Origin of the sequence: Massilia sp. KIM, assembly GCF_002007115.1 — a bacterium.
Taxonomy (GTDB): Bacteria; Pseudomonadota; Gammaproteobacteria; order Burkholderiales; family Burkholderiaceae_D; genus Telluria.
In genome coordinates this window covers 2,757,619-2,775,673 of record NZ_MVAD01000001.1, presented here as the reverse complement: position 1 = coordinate 2,775,673, position 18,055 = coordinate 2,757,619, and the positions used below count along the sequence as shown (strand labels likewise).

At 69.4% G+C, this 18,055-nt stretch carries 15 protein-coding genes and 1 pseudogene; 8 read left to right on the top strand and 8 right to left on the bottom strand.

Annotated elements, in window-relative coordinates; genetic code table 11:
- Positions 1-81 precede the first annotated feature (81 nt).
- Positions 82-618 (top strand): sterol desaturase family protein, encoded by a 537-nt coding sequence (locus tag B0920_RS12070; RefSeq protein ID WP_078032731.1) that lies wholly within the window; start codon positions 82-84, stop codon positions 616-618.
- Here the strand turns inward: B0920_RS12070 and crtB are convergent.
- From crtB to B0920_RS12045, 5 genes are read right to left on the bottom strand one after another with little or no spacing between them, the layout of a single operon-like run.
- Complete coding sequence (crtB, locus tag B0920_RS12065) at positions 512-1,483, bottom strand: 15-cis-phytoene synthase CrtB (protein ID WP_078032730.1); 972 nt, start codon at positions 1,481-1,483, stop codon at positions 512-514. The two genes, B0920_RS12070 and crtB, sit on opposite strands and share 107 nt — an antisense overlap.
- Complete coding sequence (locus B0920_RS12060) at positions 1,480-2,982, bottom strand: phytoene desaturase (RefSeq protein ID WP_218669356.1); 1,503 nt, start codon at positions 2,980-2,982, stop codon at positions 1,480-1,482. The genes crtB and B0920_RS12060 overlap by 4 nt, the downstream gene beginning before the upstream one ends.
- On the bottom strand, positions 2,979-4,166 hold the full coding sequence (gene crtY, locus B0920_RS12055) for a lycopene beta-cyclase CrtY (protein ID WP_218669355.1): 1,188 nt from the start codon (positions 4,164-4,166) through the stop codon (positions 2,979-2,981). Before crtY ends, B0920_RS12060 begins: the two co-directional genes overlap by 4 nt.
- Positions 4,159-5,463 (bottom strand): glycosyltransferase, encoded by a 1,305-nt coding sequence (locus B0920_RS12050; RefSeq protein ID WP_078032729.1) that lies wholly within the window; start codon positions 5,461-5,463, stop codon positions 4,159-4,161. Before B0920_RS12050 ends, crtY begins: the two co-directional genes overlap by 8 nt.
- Positions 5,464-5,467: 4 nt before the next feature.
- Positions 5,468-6,457, bottom strand: coding sequence for a polyprenyl synthetase family protein (locus B0920_RS12045; RefSeq protein ID WP_078032728.1), 990 nt, complete (start codon positions 6,455-6,457; stop codon positions 5,468-5,470).
- Between the two features lie 467 nt (positions 6,458-6,924).
- Here B0920_RS12045 and cyoE point away from each other — a divergent pair, with 467 nt between their 5' ends.
- Positions 6,925-7,851, top strand: a complete 927-nt coding sequence (gene cyoE / locus B0920_RS12040; protein ID WP_078032727.1) for a heme o synthase — start codon at positions 6,925-6,927, stop codon at positions 7,849-7,851.
- Between the two features lie 15 nt (positions 7,852-7,866).
- Here the strand turns inward: cyoE and B0920_RS12035 are convergent, their stop codons facing one another.
- Positions 7,867-8,622 carry an SDR family NAD(P)-dependent oxidoreductase gene (locus tag B0920_RS12035; protein WP_143745781.1) on the bottom strand — a complete coding sequence of 252 codons (756 nt, stop codon included), beginning with the start codon at positions 8,620-8,622 and terminating at the stop codon, positions 7,867-7,869.
- A gap of 104 nt (positions 8,623-8,726) precedes the next feature.
- On the opposite strand from B0920_RS12035, the gene B0920_RS12030 reads away from it, so the two are divergent.
- Positions 8,727-9,650: a LysR family transcriptional regulator gene (locus tag B0920_RS12030; RefSeq protein ID WP_078032725.1), complete on the top strand. Its 924-nt coding sequence runs from the start codon at positions 8,727-8,729 to the stop codon at positions 9,648-9,650.
- 17 nt (positions 9,651-9,667) lie between these two features.
- Positions 9,668-10,258 (top strand): annotated as a pseudogene (locus tag B0920_RS12025) (2-hydroxychromene-2-carboxylate isomerase); the annotation flags it as partial.
- An 85-nt stretch (positions 10,259-10,343) separates the two neighbouring features.
- Here B0920_RS12025 and B0920_RS12020 read toward each other — a convergent pair.
- A complete protein-coding gene (locus B0920_RS12020; protein WP_078032724.1) occupies positions 10,344-12,497 on the bottom strand; it encodes a TonB-dependent siderophore receptor in 2,154 nt (717 codons plus the stop codon).
- A 101-nt stretch (positions 12,498-12,598) separates the two neighbouring features.
- Positions 12,599-12,994, bottom strand: a complete 396-nt coding sequence (locus B0920_RS12015; protein WP_078032723.1) for a DUF2946 domain-containing protein — start codon at positions 12,992-12,994, stop codon at positions 12,599-12,601.
- Between the two features lie 220 nt (positions 12,995-13,214).
- Here B0920_RS12015 and B0920_RS12010 point away from each other — a divergent pair, with 220 nt between their 5' ends.
- The 4 genes from B0920_RS12010 to B0920_RS11995 all read left to right on the top strand — a co-directional run bounded on the left by B0920_RS12010 (position 13,215) and on the right by B0920_RS11995 (position 17,878).
- Complete coding sequence (locus B0920_RS12010) at positions 13,215-14,852, top strand: ABC-F family ATP-binding cassette domain-containing protein (RefSeq protein WP_078032722.1); 1,638 nt, start codon at positions 13,215-13,217, stop codon at positions 14,850-14,852.
- 55 nt (positions 14,853-14,907) lie between these two features.
- The gene (gene waaF / locus B0920_RS12005; protein ID WP_078032721.1) at positions 14,908-15,930 is read left to right on the top strand and encodes a lipopolysaccharide heptosyltransferase II; all 1,023 of its coding nucleotides are present in this window, start codon (positions 14,908-14,910) and stop codon (positions 15,928-15,930) included.
- 34 nt (positions 15,931-15,964) lie between these two features.
- Positions 15,965-16,978, top strand: coding sequence for an ADP-glyceromanno-heptose 6-epimerase (gene rfaD / locus B0920_RS12000; protein WP_078032720.1), 1,014 nt, complete (start codon positions 15,965-15,967; stop codon positions 16,976-16,978).
- A gap of 135 nt (positions 16,979-17,113) precedes the next feature.
- A complete protein-coding gene (locus B0920_RS11995; protein ID WP_078032719.1) occupies positions 17,114-17,878 on the top strand; it encodes a TorF family putative porin in 765 nt (254 codons plus the stop codon).
- Positions 17,879-18,055 lie beyond the last annotated feature (177 nt).

The following is an 18,055-nucleotide window of genomic DNA, read 5'->3' as shown; positions in this document are numbered from 1 at the left end:
AGCTGTGCCGGCGCGCCGTGCGCTGCAGGCGGATATGGTAGGCTGTGGCATCCTAATGCTTGCCGATTCGACCACCCAGCCATGCTGCAGAACGCCCTGATCGTCGTCCTGACCGTCGTGATGATGGAAGTGTTTTCCATCGTCGCGCACAAGTACATCATGCACGGCTTCGGCTGGGGATGGCACCGCTCGCACCACGAACCGCGTCGCGGCTGGTTCGAGAAGAACGACCTGTACGCCGTGGTCTTCGCCGCCGTCGCCATCGCCCTGATCTGGTTCGGCACCCGCGGCGCCCATCCGCTCGAATGGATAGGCGCCGGGATGACGGCCTATGGTTTCCTCTACTTCGTCGCCCACGACGGCCTGGTGCACCGCCGCTGGCCCTTCCGCTACGTGCCGAAGAGCGGCTACCTCAAGCGCCTGTACCAGGCCCACCGCATGCACCACGCGGTCGAGGGCAAGGACGGCGCGGTGTCCTTCGGCTTCCTGTACGCGCCGCCCGTCGAGGAACTCAAGCGTCAGCTGCAAGCGCGCCACCAGGGTTCGTTCCGGGAGCACCGCCAGGCCGCTGCCACAGGGCGCCAGGACGTTCCGGCATCGTCCCCAGACGCGAAGTGAGCGCGCTCACGCCGCCTTTCCCCAGCAGCCACAGCTTGGTCGCCTTCGAGGTGCCGCAGCGCTCGTCCCAGGCGCGCGCGCCGCGCCGCTTCACTTCGATCCCGATCTGCCGGTAGACGTTGCGCGCGGTGGCGATCGCCCAGGCCGAACGCAAGGGCAGGGCGGCGATGCCGACCCCGGCCGAGTCGTAATACGGCTCCGCGTAATCGACCAGCCGAGCGGCCACCCGGGCCAGCGTTTCGCGGTGGCGCAGATGGGCCACTTCGTCGGGCGGGATCCCGGCCTCGCGCAGCCATTCGGCCGGCAGGTAGCAGCGCCCGATGGCGGCGTCCTCCACGATGTCGCGCGCGATGTTGGTGAGCTGGAAAGCCAGGCCCAGGTCGCAGGCGCGGTCCAGCACCGCCGCGTCCCTGGCGCCCATGATGGTGGCCATCATCAGGCCGACCACGCCGGCCACGTGGTAGCAGTAGCGCAGGGTGTCGTGGATGGTCTCGTAGCGCGCGCCCTCGACGTCCATCGCGAAGCCGGCCAGGTGGTCGAAGGCGAAGCGTGGCGGCATCGCGTGGCCCAGGGCCACTTCCTGGAAGGCGGCGAAGGCCGGGTCGCGCATGCGCTCGCCGGCATAAGCACGGCGCGTCAGGTCGACCAGCTCCTCGAGCTTGGCGCGCGCATCGTGCGGAGCCGACGGCGCCGCGTTGAAGCCGAGCTCCTGGCCGTCCACCACGTCGTCGCAGTGGCGGCACCAGGCGTACAGCATCAGCACGCTGCGCCGCACCTCGGGCGAGAACAGCCTGGCCGCCGCGGCGAAGCTCTTGGACCCGACCTCGATGGTCTGGGTGGCGTGGTCGAGCAGGGCCTCGCTCATGCCGCCACCCCGGCATGGACGCCCTCGAGCATCAGGCCGGCGGTGGCCTTGGCCGAGCCGATCACGCCCGGCACGCCCGCGCCGGGATGGGTGCCGGCGCCCACCAGGTAGAGGTTGGACAGCTCTGCGTCGCGGTTGTGCGGGCGGAACCAGGCGCTCTGGGTCAGGATCGGCTCCAGCGAGAAGGCCGAGCCCAGGTGGGCGTTGAGCTGGTCGCGGAAGTCGAGCGGGGTGAAGATGCGACTGGTAACGAGCTGGCTGCGCAGGCCCGGCATGTAACGCTGCTCGAGGTAGTCGAAGATGCGGTCGCGGTACAGCGGGCCTTCGACCTCCCAGTCGATTGGCGCATTGCCCAGGTGGGGCACGGGCGCCAGCACGTAGTGGCTGCCGCAGCCGGGCGGCGCCAGCGAGGCATCGGTGACGCAGGGCGCGTGCAGGTAGAGCGAGAAGTCCTCCGCCAGGGCGTCGCCCTGGAAGATGTCCTTGATCAGCTCGCGGTAGCGCGGCCCGAAGCACACCGTGTGGTGCTGGAGCTGGCTGTGATGGTGGTCGAGCCCGAAGTACAGCACGAACAGCGAATTGCTGAAGCGCTTCTTGCGCAGGGCGTTCGCCTCGGACTGGCCGCGCCGGTGCTGGCCGAGCAGGTCGCCGTAGGTGTGCACCACGTCGGCGTTCGAGGCCACCGCGTCAGCCTCGAACAGGCGGCCGTCCGCCACCCGCACGCCGCTCACGCGCGACCCGCTGGTCTCGATACGCGCCACCGGCGCGTTGAGCTCGACGCGTCCGCCGAGGTCCTCGAACAGGCGCACCAGGCCGCGCACCAGGGCGCCAGTGCCGCCGCGCGGGAACCACACGCCCCAGCGGCGTTCCAGGGCGTGGATCAGGGTGTAGATCGAGGAGGTGGCGAAGGGATTGCCGCCCACCAGCAGCGAATGGAAGGAAAAGGCCTGGCGCAGGTGCTCGTCCTGGATGAAGCGCGAGACGATGCCGTAGACGCTGCGCCAGGCCTGCAGGCGCGCCAGTTGCGGGCCGGCCGCCACCATGTCGCGGAAGGACAGGAAGGGCACGGCGCCGAGTTTGATATAGCCTTCCTCGAACACCGCCTTCGAATAGGCGAGGAAGCGGTGGTAGCCGGCCACGTCGGCCGGATTGCGGGCGTGGATCTGGCGGTCCAGCGCTTCCTGGTCGTTGGCGTAGTCGAAGTGGCTGCCGTCTTCCCAGCACAGGCGATAGAAGGGCGAGACCTCGAGCATCTCGACGTAGTCGCTCATCTTCTTGCCGGCCAGGGTGAACAGCTCCTCGATGGCCGAGGGATCGGTGATGACCGTGGGGCCGGCGTCGAAGACGAAGCCCTGGTCTTCATAGACGTAGGCGCGTCCGCCCGGCTTGTCGCGTTTTTCCAGCAGGGTGGTCTGCACGCCCTGGGCCTGCAGGCGGATGGCCAGCGCGAGGCCGCCGAAACCGGCGCCCACGACGACTGCTTTCTTCATGGCGTTCATTCGTGTTTCCTGATCTGACGAGGGTGGATCTTGCATACGGCCGACAGGGCCTGCAGCACCGGCACCGGCGGCTTGCCGGACAGGATGCGCGCCTTGTCGCCCAAACTCAGGCGGCCGGCATAGAAATGGGCGATCAAGGACGCGGGCAGGCGGTAGAAGCGCTGCATCACGCGCCAGCGGTGGTCCGGGCTGCCGGCCAGGAACAGCATGCGGTTGAGCATGCGGAAGAAGCGCTGGCGCCGCCATTCGCTGCGCGCCTCCGCGTGGATCGCCTCGAACAGGCGCGGCGCGTCGAGTTCCGGCAGGGTGGCGATGCGCTCGGCCAGGCGCACCGCATGCGGCAGCGAGTAGCCGGTGGTCGAGTGGAACAGACCTGCGCGCAGGCCGGCGCAGGGCTGGCCCTGGAGGTCGCTCCAGTAGTCGTCGAAGTCGCCGGCCAGCACGATGGGGAGCGAGCCCCTTTCCTCGCGCAGCAGTTCGACGATCTCCCAGCCGCGCGCCTGCGCATAGGCCGCGATGTTGGCGCGCAGGCGTTCCGGCTCCCAGGCCTGGGTGTCCACGTAATGGGTGTCCTCGATCAGCAACTGCTGCGGCCCGAAGGGCAGCACGTAGACGAAGCGGTAGCCGCCCTGCTGGGCCACGCTGGCGTCCATGATGATCGGGGCCGACAGGCCGTGCGGCCGCGCCAGGCGCACTTCCTGGCCGAGGAAGGTCTGGTAGCCGAGCGCCAGGCGGCTGCTGGGGCGCATGCCGCGGCCGTCGATCACGGCGCGGGCGCGCAGGGTCTGGCCGTCGGCAAGGCGCACGCTGGTGGGGCTGAGCGTGTCGATGCGGGCGTCCAGGCGCAGCGCCGCGCCGAGCGCGGGCGCGATCACGCGCGCGAAATCCTCGGAGCTCACGCTGGCGTAGCCGCTGTCGAGCGTGCGAGCGTGCTGCGGGAAGATCACGTCATAGCGCGGCCAGCGCTTCGACACCAGCGGGGCGATCCACTGGCGCTGGGCGGCGTCCAGGTCGCCGTCATGGAAAGACCAGGTGTGGTTGCCGCCGATGCGCGCGTCCTGCTCGAGCAGCAGCAGGCGCAGGGCCGGGCGCTGGCTCAGCAGGCGCCAGGCGATCAGGCCATTGGCCAGGCCGCCGCCAACCAGGATCAGGTCGGCATCCAGCAGGTCGTCCGGTTTATCCAAGGCAGGCCACGTCGTCCGGTTCGCGGGTCAGGCGCAGCGCCGCTTCGACGATGTCCGCCGCGCGCGGGGTGCCGCCGGCGTGCAGCAGGTTCTCGGCCAGCGGCTCCATGCGGCGCGCGAAGGACGGGTCGTCGAGCAGGGTGCGCACGTGCTTGCGGATGGTCGCGGGGCTGGAAAAGCGCGCCGAGGCGCGCAGGCCGATCCCGGCATGCAGCACGCGCGCCGCCGCGCCCGGGTGGTCGAAGGCGATCGGCAGCACCAGCATGGGCGTGCGCGTGGCGATCGCGTCCATCACCGTGTTCACGCCCGCGTGCGAGACCACGGCGTCGGCGCGCGCCAGCACCACGTCCTGCTTGGCGAAGGCGCATACCCAGGTCGCGCCTTCGCGTCGCAGGGCGTCTTCCTGCGCCGCATTCAGGCCGCCGCAATGGGCGACCAGCAGCTGGGCGCCGAGCGGGCGGCAGGCGCGCACGATGCGGCGGAACAGGGAGAAGCGCGAGCCCTGCATGCTGCCCAGCGAGGTGAAGATGAAGGGCCGGTCGTCGGCGACCTCGGGGACGAAGTAGTCGTGGTCCTTGGCGCTGGCGGCGCGCCGGGTGAAGCGCAGCGGGCCCACGTGGTGGAAATGGGCGGGCAACTCGCGGCGCGGGAAGTCGAAGCCTGAGGTGCTCTGGCTGACCTGGGCCAGCGGCGACAGGAAGTGGTGCAGGTTGTCGCGTTCGCCCAGCCCGAGGCGGTGCGCGTGGCGCGCGACCGCCTGGCGGTGCGGCCCCATCATCCAGTCGTAGACGCGGGTCGAGCCCTCGTACATCTTGAGATGGCGCGGGCTGTCGCCGTACTCGAAGGGCATCACCGGCAGCGGAATGCCCGGCTCGCGGTTGACCGGCAGCGCGCAGGCCACCGACACGAAGGGAATGCCGAGCGCCTCGGCCACCATGCCGGCGGCGGCTTCCATCTGGTCGGCCAGCACGGCGTCGATCCCGAGGGCCTCGAAGGCGGCCGGCAGGGTGCGGCACAGCATGTCGGTGGTGTCGGCCATGTCGGCGATCACGCGCCGCAGGCCGAGCGGGCTGCCCGGGTTGGCGGCGCGGCGCAGCGCCGCGTGCACCGAGCCGGGCGGGTGGGTATCGGCGCCCACCGCGTAGAAGCCGATGCGCGCGTCCGCCACCCACATCGCCGCATCCGGGCGGTGGATGAAGGTGACGCGATGGCCGCGGTCGATCAGCTCGACCGCGAGCGCGGACATCGCGTTGAAGTGGCTGTAGAACGCGGGTGTTACGACGGCAAAGTGCGCCATGGCGTCAAGTGACGTGTGCGTCGCGTGCCGCGCCCTCGGCGAAGCTGCGAACGCCGGACATGCCGAAGGCCGGCATCCCTTGCGAGAACAGGCTGCGCACGAAGCGGCGCGTGCGCTGCTTGCCGCCCATGGCGTCGGCCAGGAAACGGTCGGCGTCGGACAGGTGGGCAGCCAGTCGGCGCTGGGCCTCGTCCTGGCCGAGGGTATTGACGAAAGTCGATTTGCCCACGTCCTTGCCGGTGTCCTTACCGGTCAGCGCACTGTCGGCGCCGGGGCCGTCCTGGAAATCGTCGCGGATCTGGAAGGCCTGGCCGGCGGCGAAGGCGAAGGCGCGCAGGGCGGCGCATACGTTGTCGTCGGTCTGGGCCAGGATGGCGGCCATGTCGACCGCGACGCCGAGCAGCACGCCGGTCTTGAGCTCATTGGTGGCGGCGATGTCGGCGGCCGTGCGCGCGCTGCCATGCAGGTCCATGAACTGGCCGCGCACCAGGCCCTGGGCGCCGACCGTCTCGGACAGCTTGCTGACCAGCCGTGCACGCGTGAGGGGCGCAATGTCGGGATGCGAAGCGATCACGCCGAAGGCGCGGCTGAGCAGGCCGATCGCGGCCAGGATGGTCACGTCTTCGCCGAACTGCACGTGGATGGCGGGCTTGCCGCGGCGTAGCTTGGCGTCGTCCATGCAGGGCAGGTCGTCGAGCATGAGCGAGGCCGCATGTACCAGCTCGACCGCGCAGGCGACATCGATCACGGCCTGGGAATTGCAGCCGAGGTCGCGCGCGACCAGCATCAGGAGCAGGGGGCGCATGCGCTTGCCCGCGCTGAGGGCGCCGGCGCGCATGGCCAGGGTGAGGAGGTCGGACCCGCTGCCGCCGTCGGCGAGCAGCAATTCGATGCGTTGTTCCAGCTCGTCGCGCATGGCTGCGAGCTCTTCGAGGGATGGGTCGTCACGTTTCTCCATCTCGAACTTGCTGAACCGCCGTGTCTTGGTAGTCATGCGCTATTCCTTATGCAGAGGGCCGGAAGGTAAAACTACGACAACGTTCAAGCCCATCATACATTAAACAATATTGAGCAATAATCAATTATTGCAAAAGTGTGCCACCTGGCCAGCGCCTTTACGCGGGTCAGGAAAAGTGACACTTATATTGCTTGTTTGGGCGAAGTTGCCCGACGATGCATGCTTTGATGCATCAATTGTTCCGCATCGTACAGGGAAGCGGGTCAAAAGGTGTGTGGCACGATAGGCAAGGGCGGGTCGAAACCGGGACGTTCTTGCCTGTCCATCAACTGGGACGATTTGCCCAAGCGCTAAAACGGGAGAATTCCAGTAGCATTCGGATTTTGCCGCCGCTCGTCTGCCTGAGTGACCGCGCGCGGCGCGCTCCCGCTCGCGACCGACCAGCACGTCTTCCGGTCCCAGGCACAGCCTCCGGGATGCCGCGAACCATTCCACGGATTACCATGTCGAACCTCGAAATCGCCCTGGGGGACCAGGCGCCCGCGTCCGCGTGCCAGCCCTCGCAGGCTAGCCGTCTGTCCCAGTACTGGACCCTCACCAAGCCGCGCGTCACCCTGCTCACCGTATTCTGCGCCGTGATCGGCAGCCTGCTGGCCACCGACGGCTTCCCCGGCTGGGGCCTGCTGTTCTGGAGCGCGGGCGGCATCTGGCTGCTGGCCGGCGCCGCCTTCGCCGTCAACTGCCTGATCGAGGCCAAGGTAGACGCCCGCATGGCGCGCACCGCGCGCCGCGCCACCGCGCGCGGCGAATTGAGCGCGGCCCAGACCATCGTGTTCTCGAGCCTGATCGGCGGCGCCGGCATGGCGGCGCTGTACTGGATGGTCAATCCGCTCACCATGTGGCTGACCCTGGCGACCTTCGTCGGCTACGCCTTCATCTACACCATCCTGCTCAAGCCAAACACCTCGCAGAACATCGTCATCGGCGGCCTGGCCGGCGCCATGCCGCCGGCCCTGGGCTGGGCGGCGGTGGCGGGCGAGGTGCCGCACCAGGCCTGGCTGCTGGTGATGATCATCTTCCTGTGGACGCCGCCGCATTTCTGGGCGCTGGCGATGTACCGCCGCGAGGACTACGCGCGTTCCGGCCTGCCGATGCTGCCGGTGACGCACGGGATGGCCTACACCGGCCGCATGGTCTGGTACTACAGCATCGCGCTGGCGGCCGGCACGGCGCTGCCCTGGGTGGTGGGGATGAGCGGGCCGCTCTACCTGCTGGCGGCCGCGCTGCTGAACGGCGTGTTCCTGCGCCACGGCTGGCTGGTGCACCGCCGCTACAGCGACCTGGTGGCGCGCAAGGCCTTCAAGTGGTCGGTGCTCTACCTCGCGCTGCTGTTCGCGGCCCTGCTGGCCGACCACTACCTGATGGGCTGAAGCCCATCCGCTGCCTCACACCTGCGCCATGCCGCCGTCGACGAACAGCTCGGCGCCGTTGACGTAGCTGGCGTCGCTCGACGCCAGGAACAGCACCGCCTTCGCGATCTCCTCCGGCTCGGCCACGCGGCCGAGCGGCACCTGGCTGGCCAGCGCGTCCAGCAGGCCTTGCTGCGCCGCCGGATCGTCCCCCGCCAGTTCCACCAGCCCCGGCGTGCGCACCGGGCCAGGGCTCACCACGTTGACGCGGATGCGGCGCTCTTTCAGGTCCAGGATCCAGCTGCGCGCGAAGTTGCGCACCGCCGCCTTGGTGGCGCTGTAGACGCTGAAGGCCGCGGTGCCGGTGGAGCCGGTGACCGAGCCGGTCAGCACGATCGAGGCGCCCTGCGACAGCAGGGGCAGGGCCGACTGCACGGTGAACAGCACGCCCTTGACGTTGCGCTCGAAGGCCTCGTCCACGTGGCGGGCGGTGATCTGGCCCAGCGGCTGCATGTCGCCGCCGCCGGCGTTCGTGAACAGCACGTCGAGGCGCCCGGCGGCGTCGCGGATGGTGGCCACCACGCGCTCGAGGTCTTCCTGGCGGGTGGAGTCGGCCTGGATCGCGGTGGCGTTGGGGCCGATGGCGGCCACGGCGGCGTCCAGCTCGGCCCGGCGGCGGCCGGTGATGAAGACGCGCGCGCCTTCCTTGGCGAAGAGCTGGGCGGTGGCCAGGCCGATGCCGGTCGAGCCGCCGGTGACGAGTGCGATTTTGCCGTTCAGTTTGCTCATGATGTCCTCCTTGAGTTGGTTGATGGGAGGAGTGTAGATATTCCATGAGCGCGGATAAATCCGGTTATCATGGAAATACCATCCACAGCAATGCATAATCGGCCCTCATGGACCAGCTCCTTGCCCTCCGCACCTTCCTGCGCATCGCCGAAGCCGGCAACTTCTCCAAGGCCGCCGATCAGCTCAACCTGCCGCGTTCCACGGCCAGCAAGCTGATCCAGGATCTGGAGGAGCATCTCGGCACGCGCCTGATCCACCGCACCACGCGCCGCACGACCGTCACGCCCGAGGGCGCGCAATACTACGAAAGGGCGCTGCGCCTGGTGGCCGAGCTGGAGGACATGGACGCCGAGGCGGGCCGCTCGCGCGCCCAGCCCAAGGGGCGGCTGCGGGTGGACGTCGGCTCGGTGCTGGCCAACCTGATCCTGGTCCCGGCCTTGCCGGACTTCCGCGCGCGCTATCCTGACATCGATCTCTACCTGGGCGTGAGCGACCGCCAGGCCGACATGGTGGGCGAGGGCATCGACTGCGTGATCCGGGGCGGCGAGCTGGCGGAGACCTCGCTCATCGCGCGCAAGCTGTGCGAGCTGGAGATGGTGGTGTGCGCCCACCGCAGCTACGTAGCGCAGCATGGCCTGCCGCGCCACCCGCGCGAGCTGGAAAGCGGCCACCGGCTGGTGGCTTACTTTTCCTCGCTCAGCGGCCGGTCCTTCCCGATGCTGTTCCAGCGCGAGGGCGAGGAGGTGGAAGTGGACACCGCCGGCCACTGGGCGGTCAACGAGAGCACGGCCCATGCCGGCGCCCTGATCGCCGGGCTGGGCATAGGCCAGAACTTCCGCTTCGCCCTTCAGCGCCATCTGGACAGCGGCGAGCTGGTGCCCGTGCTGCCCGACTGGTCGCAGCCGCGCTTCCCGATGTACGTGATGTACCCGCCCAACCGCCACCTGAACGGCAAGGCGCGCGTCTTCGTCGACTGGGCGGTCGAGCTGTTCGCCGCCTACGATGCGCGGCCGCGCCTGGACGTATACTGAGGCTCCACCAACTTCCGATGAAGGCGGCCATGACGACATCCCCGGAGCAGGTGCTGGACTTCTGGTTCGAGTTCGGCAGCAATTACAGCTATCTCACGCTCATGCGCATCGAGGAGGCGGCGCGCGGCGCCGGCGTCCGCGTGCACTGGAAGCCCTTCCTGCTCGGCCCGATCTTCAAGGAGCTGGGCTGGAAGGAAGCGCCTTTCGTCCAGCAGAAGGAAAAGGGCGCCTACGCCTGGCGCGACGTCGAGCGCCGCGCCGCCCGCTATGGGCTGGCCTTCCGCCGCCCGAGCGAGTTCCCGCGCAGCTCGGTGCTCGGAAGCAGGATCGCACTGCTCGCCGCCGGGGAGCCCTGGGTCGGCGAGTTTTGCCGCCGCATCACCGCGCGCAACTATGTGCAGGACCAGGAGATCGCGTCCCCGGAGGCCGCGCTGGCGGCCCTCGACGGCCTGGTGGCCGATCCCGCCGCCATCATCCGCGCGGCCGGAGAGGATGCGGCCAAGGCGGCGCTGCGCGCCCAGACCGAGGAGGCCCGCCGCCTCGGCATCTTCGGCGCGCCGACCTTCTTCGCGGGCGGCGAGATGTTCTGGGGCGACGACCGGCTGGAAGACGCGCTCGAGGCCGCGCAGGGCCGCTTGCCCCAGCCCGTGCGTGGTTGCGCGGCGGACGGCGCTGCCGGCGCTTCAGCCTGCGTCAGTAGGCGTAGTGCAGCGCCAGGTCCGCCGTGCGCGGCGCGCCCAGGTAGGCCATGCCGCTGCTCAGGTTGGCGGCGTAGATCCTGTCCTGCAGGTTGCGCACCCGGCCGACCAGCGCAAGGCGCTTGTCGATCTGGTAGCGCAGGCCGAGGTCGAGCAGGGTATAGCCCGGCCAGCTGAGCGTATTGCCGGCGTCCGCGTACACCTTGCCGACGCGGCGCAGGCCGGCGTCCAGCCTGAGGCCGTGGACCGGCTCGTACGAGACCCACAGGTTGGCCACGTGCTCCGGCGTATTGTTGGGCGTCTTGCCGGCCAGGGAGACGCCGCCCTGGCGGTAGTTCTCGTACCGGGCGTCGACCCAGGCGAGGCTGCCCTGGATGGCCAGCCCCCGCAGCCCCCATAGCGGTTGCACGCCGGCCGACAGTTCGACCCCGCGCGCCGACTGCTCGCCGACCAGCACCGTCAGCAGGCTGTTGTCCGGATCCTGGCTGGCGATGTTCCGGCGCGTGATGTCGTAGGCGGCCACGGTGGCAGTGCCCCTGCCGTTCCAGAAGTCGAACTTGGCGCCGATCTCGGTCTGCCGGCCTTCGGTCAGCTCGCTGTTGTTGCGCACGTCGGCGAAGGAGGCCGTGGACAGTACGCCCGAGGGCGGATCGGCCGCCGTAGCGTATTGAACATACGCCATCGCGCCCGGCGCCAGGTCCCAGGCCAGGCCGATGCGGCCGGTGGTCGGATGGTAGCGGCGCTCGAAGCCCGCCGGGTTGGTGCTGGTCACCTCGCGCCGGTTGGTCAGGTCCAGTTCGATGCGCTCGCGGCGCAGGGCCGTCACCAGATTCAGTGCCGGCAGCAGGGCGCTGCGGTTCTCGAGGTAGACGGCGGCGGTGAGCACCTTGTTGTCGCGGTCCGGCCGGAAGCCCGGGCGCATGCCCGCAATGTCGAAGAAGCGCTCGGTGAGGAAGCTGTATGGGTCCACGGTGCTGACCGTGTTCGACAGGCTGTTCGGGAAGCGCGTCTGCCGGTTGCGGCTCAGGTCCAGGCCGAAGGCCCAGTCGCTGCGGCGCCCGGCAAGGCTGCCACGGTACACCGCGTCGATGCGGTTGCCCACCAGCCGCTGGTCGTGGCGCTGCAGGAGCGCCGCCGAGCGGACCACCGCCGTGTTGGCCGGGTTGAAGCGGTAGGTCTCGACGTTGCGGTAGTCGCGCAGCGCGTCGTAAAGATAGAAGGTGTTGGTCAGGCGCAGGGCCTCGCCCGCCCGCCATTCCGTGATCGAGCGCAGCCAGTGGATGCGCTGGTCGTACACGCCGTCTGCGCTGTTGTAGTTCTTGAAGCGGGTGCGCTCGTCGATGCGCAGCCTGCCCGCCGCCGGGTTGAGCAGCGGCGTGCCCCAGTAGGGGCGGTCGACGTCTTCCTGCTGGAATTCGTAGGCCAGGGTGTGCGCCAGTCCGCGCCCCAGGCTGGAGCGCAGCGAGGCCGCGAGCTGGGTGGCGCGCGTATGCGTCCCGTCGGTCCAGCCGCCGGTGTTCTTGTGATTGAGGTCGATGCGCGCGTAATGGCCGTCGTCCACGCGCCGGTTCAGCCCGACCGAGGTCTCGGCCAGGTCTTGCGTGCCGAGGCGCAGGCGCGCTTCCGAGAACTCGCGCGCCTCGGCCAGCTTGGTGACGACGTTGATAGAGCCGCCCACGGCGCCGGCGCCGTACAGGAAGCTCGACGGGCCGCCGATGGCTTCGACCCGGTCGACGATCCAGCTGTCGACGGGGCGGGCGGCGATCGCGTACTGCACGTTGATGCCGTTGAACAGCTGGCTCACCGAGCCGCTGCCGAAGCCGCGGTAGCTGACCCCGATGCTGCCCGGCGCGTTGTGGGCGGTCACGCCGGGAATGGCGCGCAGGATCTCCTGCGTGTCCTGGGCGCCGCGCAGCTCGATGAGGGCGCGGTCGACCACCGTGACGCTGGCCGGCGTCTCGCGCGGCGTGAGGCCGAGCCGGCTGCCGGCGTCCGAGGCGGTGTCGAGATCGAGCCAGCCGGCGGCGCGCGGGGCCTGGCCGGTGACTTCGACGGTGGGAATATCGTCCTGGGCCTGGGCGCAGGCGCAGGCGAGTAGCAGGGCCGGCGCCAGCGCGGCGCGGCCTGCGGTAAAGGGATGCTTGGTCATGGTGGTTCCTGTTCGCGTGGCCGAGCACAGTGCGATGGCGCCCGGACACGGTCGTTCGAGGGCGTGAGGTCGCGCAGGCGGACCTCACGGAGAGCACAAGATCAGGAAGCGGAAGCGGGCGGTCCGCGCGACTGGAGCGGAGACCAGGCGAACTGGGTGGCCGGCGCCCGGTAGAACAGCGGTGGATAGTCGCCGCGCGCGAGTTCGCCCGGGAGCAGAAGGACCGCATGCGCGGGCGGGGCCAGCGGCGGATGGTGGTGGGAGCAGCACAGGTCGCAGTGGGCCATGCCTTGCATCAGCCTGTCGGCGTCGGGCATGCCGGCGTCGATCACGGTCACTATCTGCTTGGTGCCCGTGGCGCTGCATATGTCGGTAGTCAGGACGCGCTGGCCGGACATGCCGGCGGCCTGGGTGACCGTGGGCAGGACGAGCCCGAACAGGAAGGCCAGCAGGGCGATCCATCCGGTGAATGCTTGTCGTTTGCGCAATCTGGCCATGCGAAAAATTATACCGTCGGTCACACGGGCGTGCGCGCGGGTGGACAATCTGTCCATCTCGCGGCGGGCTAGACAGACCCCGGGCGCTTTGCGCTAGAATGCGAACGATTCGTTTTTGGAGGTACAGTCCGATGCGCCATTGATGCCGCCGTCCCCCGACGGCCCCGATCTTCGCCTTCCCGCCCTGGCAGGGAAGTTCGCCGGCATTCCTGGAGCATCCATGACGACCACCATCCTCGCGCTCGAACGCGCGTCCTTCATCCTGCCCGACGGGCGGGTCCTGTTTTCCGATCTCAGCGAGCAGTTCGACACCCGCCGCAGCGGCCTGGTCGGCCGTAATGGCGCCGGCAAGAGCGTATTGGCGCGCGTGCTGGCGGGCGAACTGGCCCCAACTTCCGGCCGCTGCCTGCGCCAGGCCCCGGTGTTCTACCTGGCCCAGCATGCGGGGCAGGGCGATGCCGTCAACGTCGCCGCCCTGGCCGGCGTCGGGCCGGTGCTGGACGCGCTGGCGCGCATCGAGGCCGGCAGCACGGATCCGGCCGACTTCGACGCCGTGGGCGAGCACTGGGACCTTCCCCAGCGGCTGGCGCAGGAACTGGCGCGCCTCGGCCTGCCCGGCCTCGCGCCGGACACCCCGGCATCCTCGCTCAGCGGCGGCCAGGCGATGCGTGTGGCCCTGGCCGGCGCCGCGCTGCTCGACCCCGGCTACCTGATCCTGGACGAGCCGAGCAATCATCTCGACCGCGCCGCCCGCCATGCGCTGATCGATTGGCTGCTGGCCTGGCGCAAGGGCATGCTGGTGATCAGCCACGACCGCGAACTGCTGGGCGTCATGGAACGCATCCTCGAGCTGTCGCCCCAGGGCCTGCGCAGCTACGGCGGCGACTTCGCCTTCTATGAGGAGGCGCGGCGGGTCGAGCAGGACAGCGCCGCGCGCCAGTTGGAGGAGGCGCGCCTGGCCTTACGGCGCGACGAGCAGGCGCGCCGCGAGCAGCGCGAGCGCCAGGACAAACGCCAGGCCCAGGGCCGGCGCGAGGGCAAGCAGGCCAACCAGGCCGCCATCCTGCTGGGCGGGCGCAAGGAACGCAGCGAAGGCAGCAGCGGGCGCCTGCGCCAGCAGCACGAGGCGGCGCGCGAGGAACAGCAGCGCCAGGTCGTCGAGGCAGCGGGCCGGGTACGCGAGGACGCGGCGGTGCGCATCCACGCCGCCCAGGCGTCCGCGCCGGCCGGGCGGCGGGTGGCGGCGCTGGAAGACGTGCTGCTGCCCTATGCCCGCGCGCCCCACGCGCGCATCAGCCTCCACCTGGGCGGGCGGCAGCGGGTCGGCATCCTCGGCCCCAATGGCTGCGGCAAGTCGACCCTGCTGAAAGTGCTGGCCGGCGAACTGGCGCCGCTGGCGGGCGAGCGCAGCCTGCCGGCGCGGGTCGCCTGGCTCGACCAGCAGTTCGCCACGCTCGACCCGGCCCGCTCCACGCTCGACCAGTTGCTGGCGCTGAACCGCAGCGTGGGGCAGGACATGCTGCGCACCTGGCTGGTCCAGCTCGGGCTGGACGCGGCCACGGTCCAGCGTCCGACCGGGCAGCTCAGCGGCGGCGAGCGCCTGAAGGCGGCTTTGGCCTGCGCGCTGTACGCGGAGGAGCCGCCGCAACTGCTGCTGCTCGACGAGCCGGGCAACCACCTGGACCTGCCGTCGCTGGCGGCGCTGGAAGCGATGCTGAACGGCTTCCAGGGCGCGCTGGCGGTGGTGTCCCACGACCGGGTGTTCCTCGACCGGATCGGGCTGACCCACCGCCTGCAGGCCGGCCCGGACGGCTGGCGGCTGGACGAGTGGGACGGCGAGCCGGTCGCCGTTGATTGATATAATCGCGCGTTACGAACCCAGGGGCGGTCCGCCCCGCTGAACGAGAACGATCATGTTGCGCACGCTTGTGATTTCCCCGAACTGGATCGGCGACGCCGTCATGGCGCAGCCTTTGCTGCGCCGGCTCAAGGAACGCCATCCGGAACGCCCGATCGACGTCCTGGCCCCTGGCTGGGTGGCGCCGGTCTGGAAGGCCATGCGCGAGGTCGACACGGTCATCGAGGCGCCCTTCAAGCACGGCGCGCTGCAGCTCAAGGAGCGCCGCCAGTTCGCGCAGATGCTCAAGGCGCGCGGCTACGCCGACTCCTACGTGCTGCCCAACACGCTCAAGTTCGCGCTGATCCCCTGGCTGGCCGGGATCCCGAAGCGGGTCGGCTACAAGGGCGAGATGCGCTACGGCCTGGTGAACGTCATGCACCACGACGACAAGGCCGCGCCGCGCCCGATGGCCCAGTTCTACGCGGCCCTGGCCGACGAGCCGGTGCGCCACCTGCCGCGCCCGGACAAGCTGCCCGAGCCCGTGATGGCGGTCGACGCGGCGCAGGTCAAGGCGGCGGCGGAGCGCCTGGCGCTGCCGCCCGGCCCCTACGTGGCCTTCGCCCCCGGCGCCGAATTCGGCCCGGCCAAGCGCTGGCCGGCCCCGTACTTCGCCGAGCTGGCGCGCACCATCCGCAGCCACCGGCCCGACGTGCAGATCCTGCTGATGGGTTCTCCCAAGGACCGCGCGGTGTGCGAAGAGATCACGGCCATCGTGCCCGAGGCCCACAACCTGGCCGGCACCACCTCGCTGTCCGAGGCCATCGCCCTGATCTCGCGCGCGGCAGCCGTGGTCACCAACGACTCCGGCCTGATGCACATCGGCGCGGCGCTGGGCCGTCCGGTGGTGGCGATCTACGGCCCCACCGACCCGCGCCACACGCCGCCGCTGTCCGAGCTGGCCAAGGTGCTGTGGCTGCACATCGAATGCTCGCCCTGCCAGCAGCGCGAATGCCCGCTGGGGCACCAGAACTGCATGAAGCAGATCCTGCCCGAGGCCGTGTGGCAGCCCTTGCAACCCATGCTTGCCGCGGCTTGAGGCGCGGCGCAACGAATACACGAAGAGGACAACCATGATTCTGGTCACAGGCGCAGCAGGCTTCATCGGCGCGAACCTGGTGCACGCGCTGTCGCAGCGCCAGCCGTTTTCCGTTTTCGCGGTCGACAATATGTCGCGCCCCGAGAAGTTCCACAACATCGTCGACGCCGAGCTGGCCGACTACCTCGACAAGGAAGACTTCATCACCCGCCTGAAGGCCGGCCAGTTCGACCGCAAGTTCACGGCCGTCCTGCACCAGGGCGCCTGCTCCAACACCATGGAGATGGACGGGCGCTACATGATGAAGAACAACTACGAGTACACGATCGAGCTGTTCGAGTTCTGCCAGCGCCAGAACATCCCCTTCATCTACGCCTCGTCGGCGGCGGTGTACGGCGGCGGCACGGTGTTCAGGGAAGAGCGCGAGCACGAGCGCCCGCTGAACGTCTACGGCTATTCGAAATTCCTGTTCGACCAGTACGTGCGCCGCCACTGGCATGGCCGTTCGCGCGGCAAGGACACCGGCCACCAGGTGGTCGGTCTGCGCTACTTCAACGTCTACGGTCCGCTCGAAGGCCACAAGGGCACCATGGCCTCGGTGCCTTTCCACCAGTTCCACCAGTTCCAGAAAGAGGGCAAGGTCAAGCTCTTCGGCGCCAACGACGGCTACGAGGCTGGCACCCAGATGCGCGACTTCATCTTCGTGGACGACGTGGTCAAGGTGAACCTGTTCTTCCTCGATCACCCCGACCAGCGCGGCATCTTCAACCTCGGCACCGGCCGCGCCCAGCCCTTCAACGACCTGGCGGTGGCCACCGTCAACGCGCTGGCCAACAAGGGCAATCCGGCCTGGAGCCTGGACGAGATCATCGCCAAGGGCCTGCTGGAATACCTGCCTTTCCCGGACAAGCTCAAGGGCAAGTACCAGAGCTTCACCCAGGCCGACATCTCGGCCTTGCGCGCCGCCGGCTACCATGAGGAGTTCACCGACGTGGCGGGCGGCGTGGCCAAGTACATGGAGTGGCTGCAGAAGCAGCCCGCGCGCTGATCGCGACGGACTGACCCAGGCGCGGCGTAAGGACGGCATATACACCGCGTATATGCGCCGCGCCCGCCTTTCTACCCGACTTTTACGCCCCGGTCGCTAAGCTGGTCCTGCCTCAACAACAAGAAGCAGGATTCCATGAAAGCACCGATCCAGGCGCTGTTCGCCGGCCTCGCATTGGCCGGCCCCGCCCAGGCGCAAGCCGAAACCCCGGCCGACGCTCCCGCGCCAGCCACCACCCTTTCCTTCAACGCCGCCCTCACCAGCGACTACCGCTACCGGGGCATCTCCCAGACCCGCTTGCGCCCCGCGCTGCAGGGCGGAGTGGATGTCACCCACACCCCCACCGGCCTGTACGCGGGGGCCTGGGCCTCGACCATCAGCTGGACGCGCGACGCCGGCGGCGACGGCGACATCGAACTCGACCTCGACGCCGGCAAGCGCGGCGAACTGCCGGGTTCCGTCAGCTATGACCTGGGCGTGCTGCGCTACCTGTACCCGGACAACGGCCTGGGACAGGTGCGCGGCTTCGCCAGCGCCCACACCACCGAGCTCTATGTCCAGCTGGGCATGGGGCCGGCCTACCTCAAGTATTCGCAGGCCACCACCAACCTGTTCGGTTTCGTCGACAGCGAGGACAGCGGCTACCTCGACCTCGGCGCGAACTTCGCACTGTCCGACAGCCTGGGCCTGCAAGTACATGCGGGCCGCCAGCGCGTGCGCGGCAACCCCGCCGCCGACTACAGCGACTGGAAGATCGGCCTGACGCGCCAGTATGCGCTGGCCAGCGTGGCCCTGGCCTATGTCGGCACCAACGCCGGCCGCGCCGCCTACGCCTCGCCCGCCAACGGCAAGTACCTCGGACGCGACGCCCTCCAGCTCACGCTGAGCCGCAGCTTCTGAGGCGAGCGCGCCTACACCCCGTTTACACCGCGTTTACAGGGCGCCGCCGGCTTTTTACGCCCCGTTTCGCGCGGCCCCCTTACGCTCCACCCAACAACAACCACGCTGAAAGCGAACGTCCATGGACATCATCTTCCTCGGCGCTCTCCTCGTGTTCGTGCTGCTGACCTGGCTGCT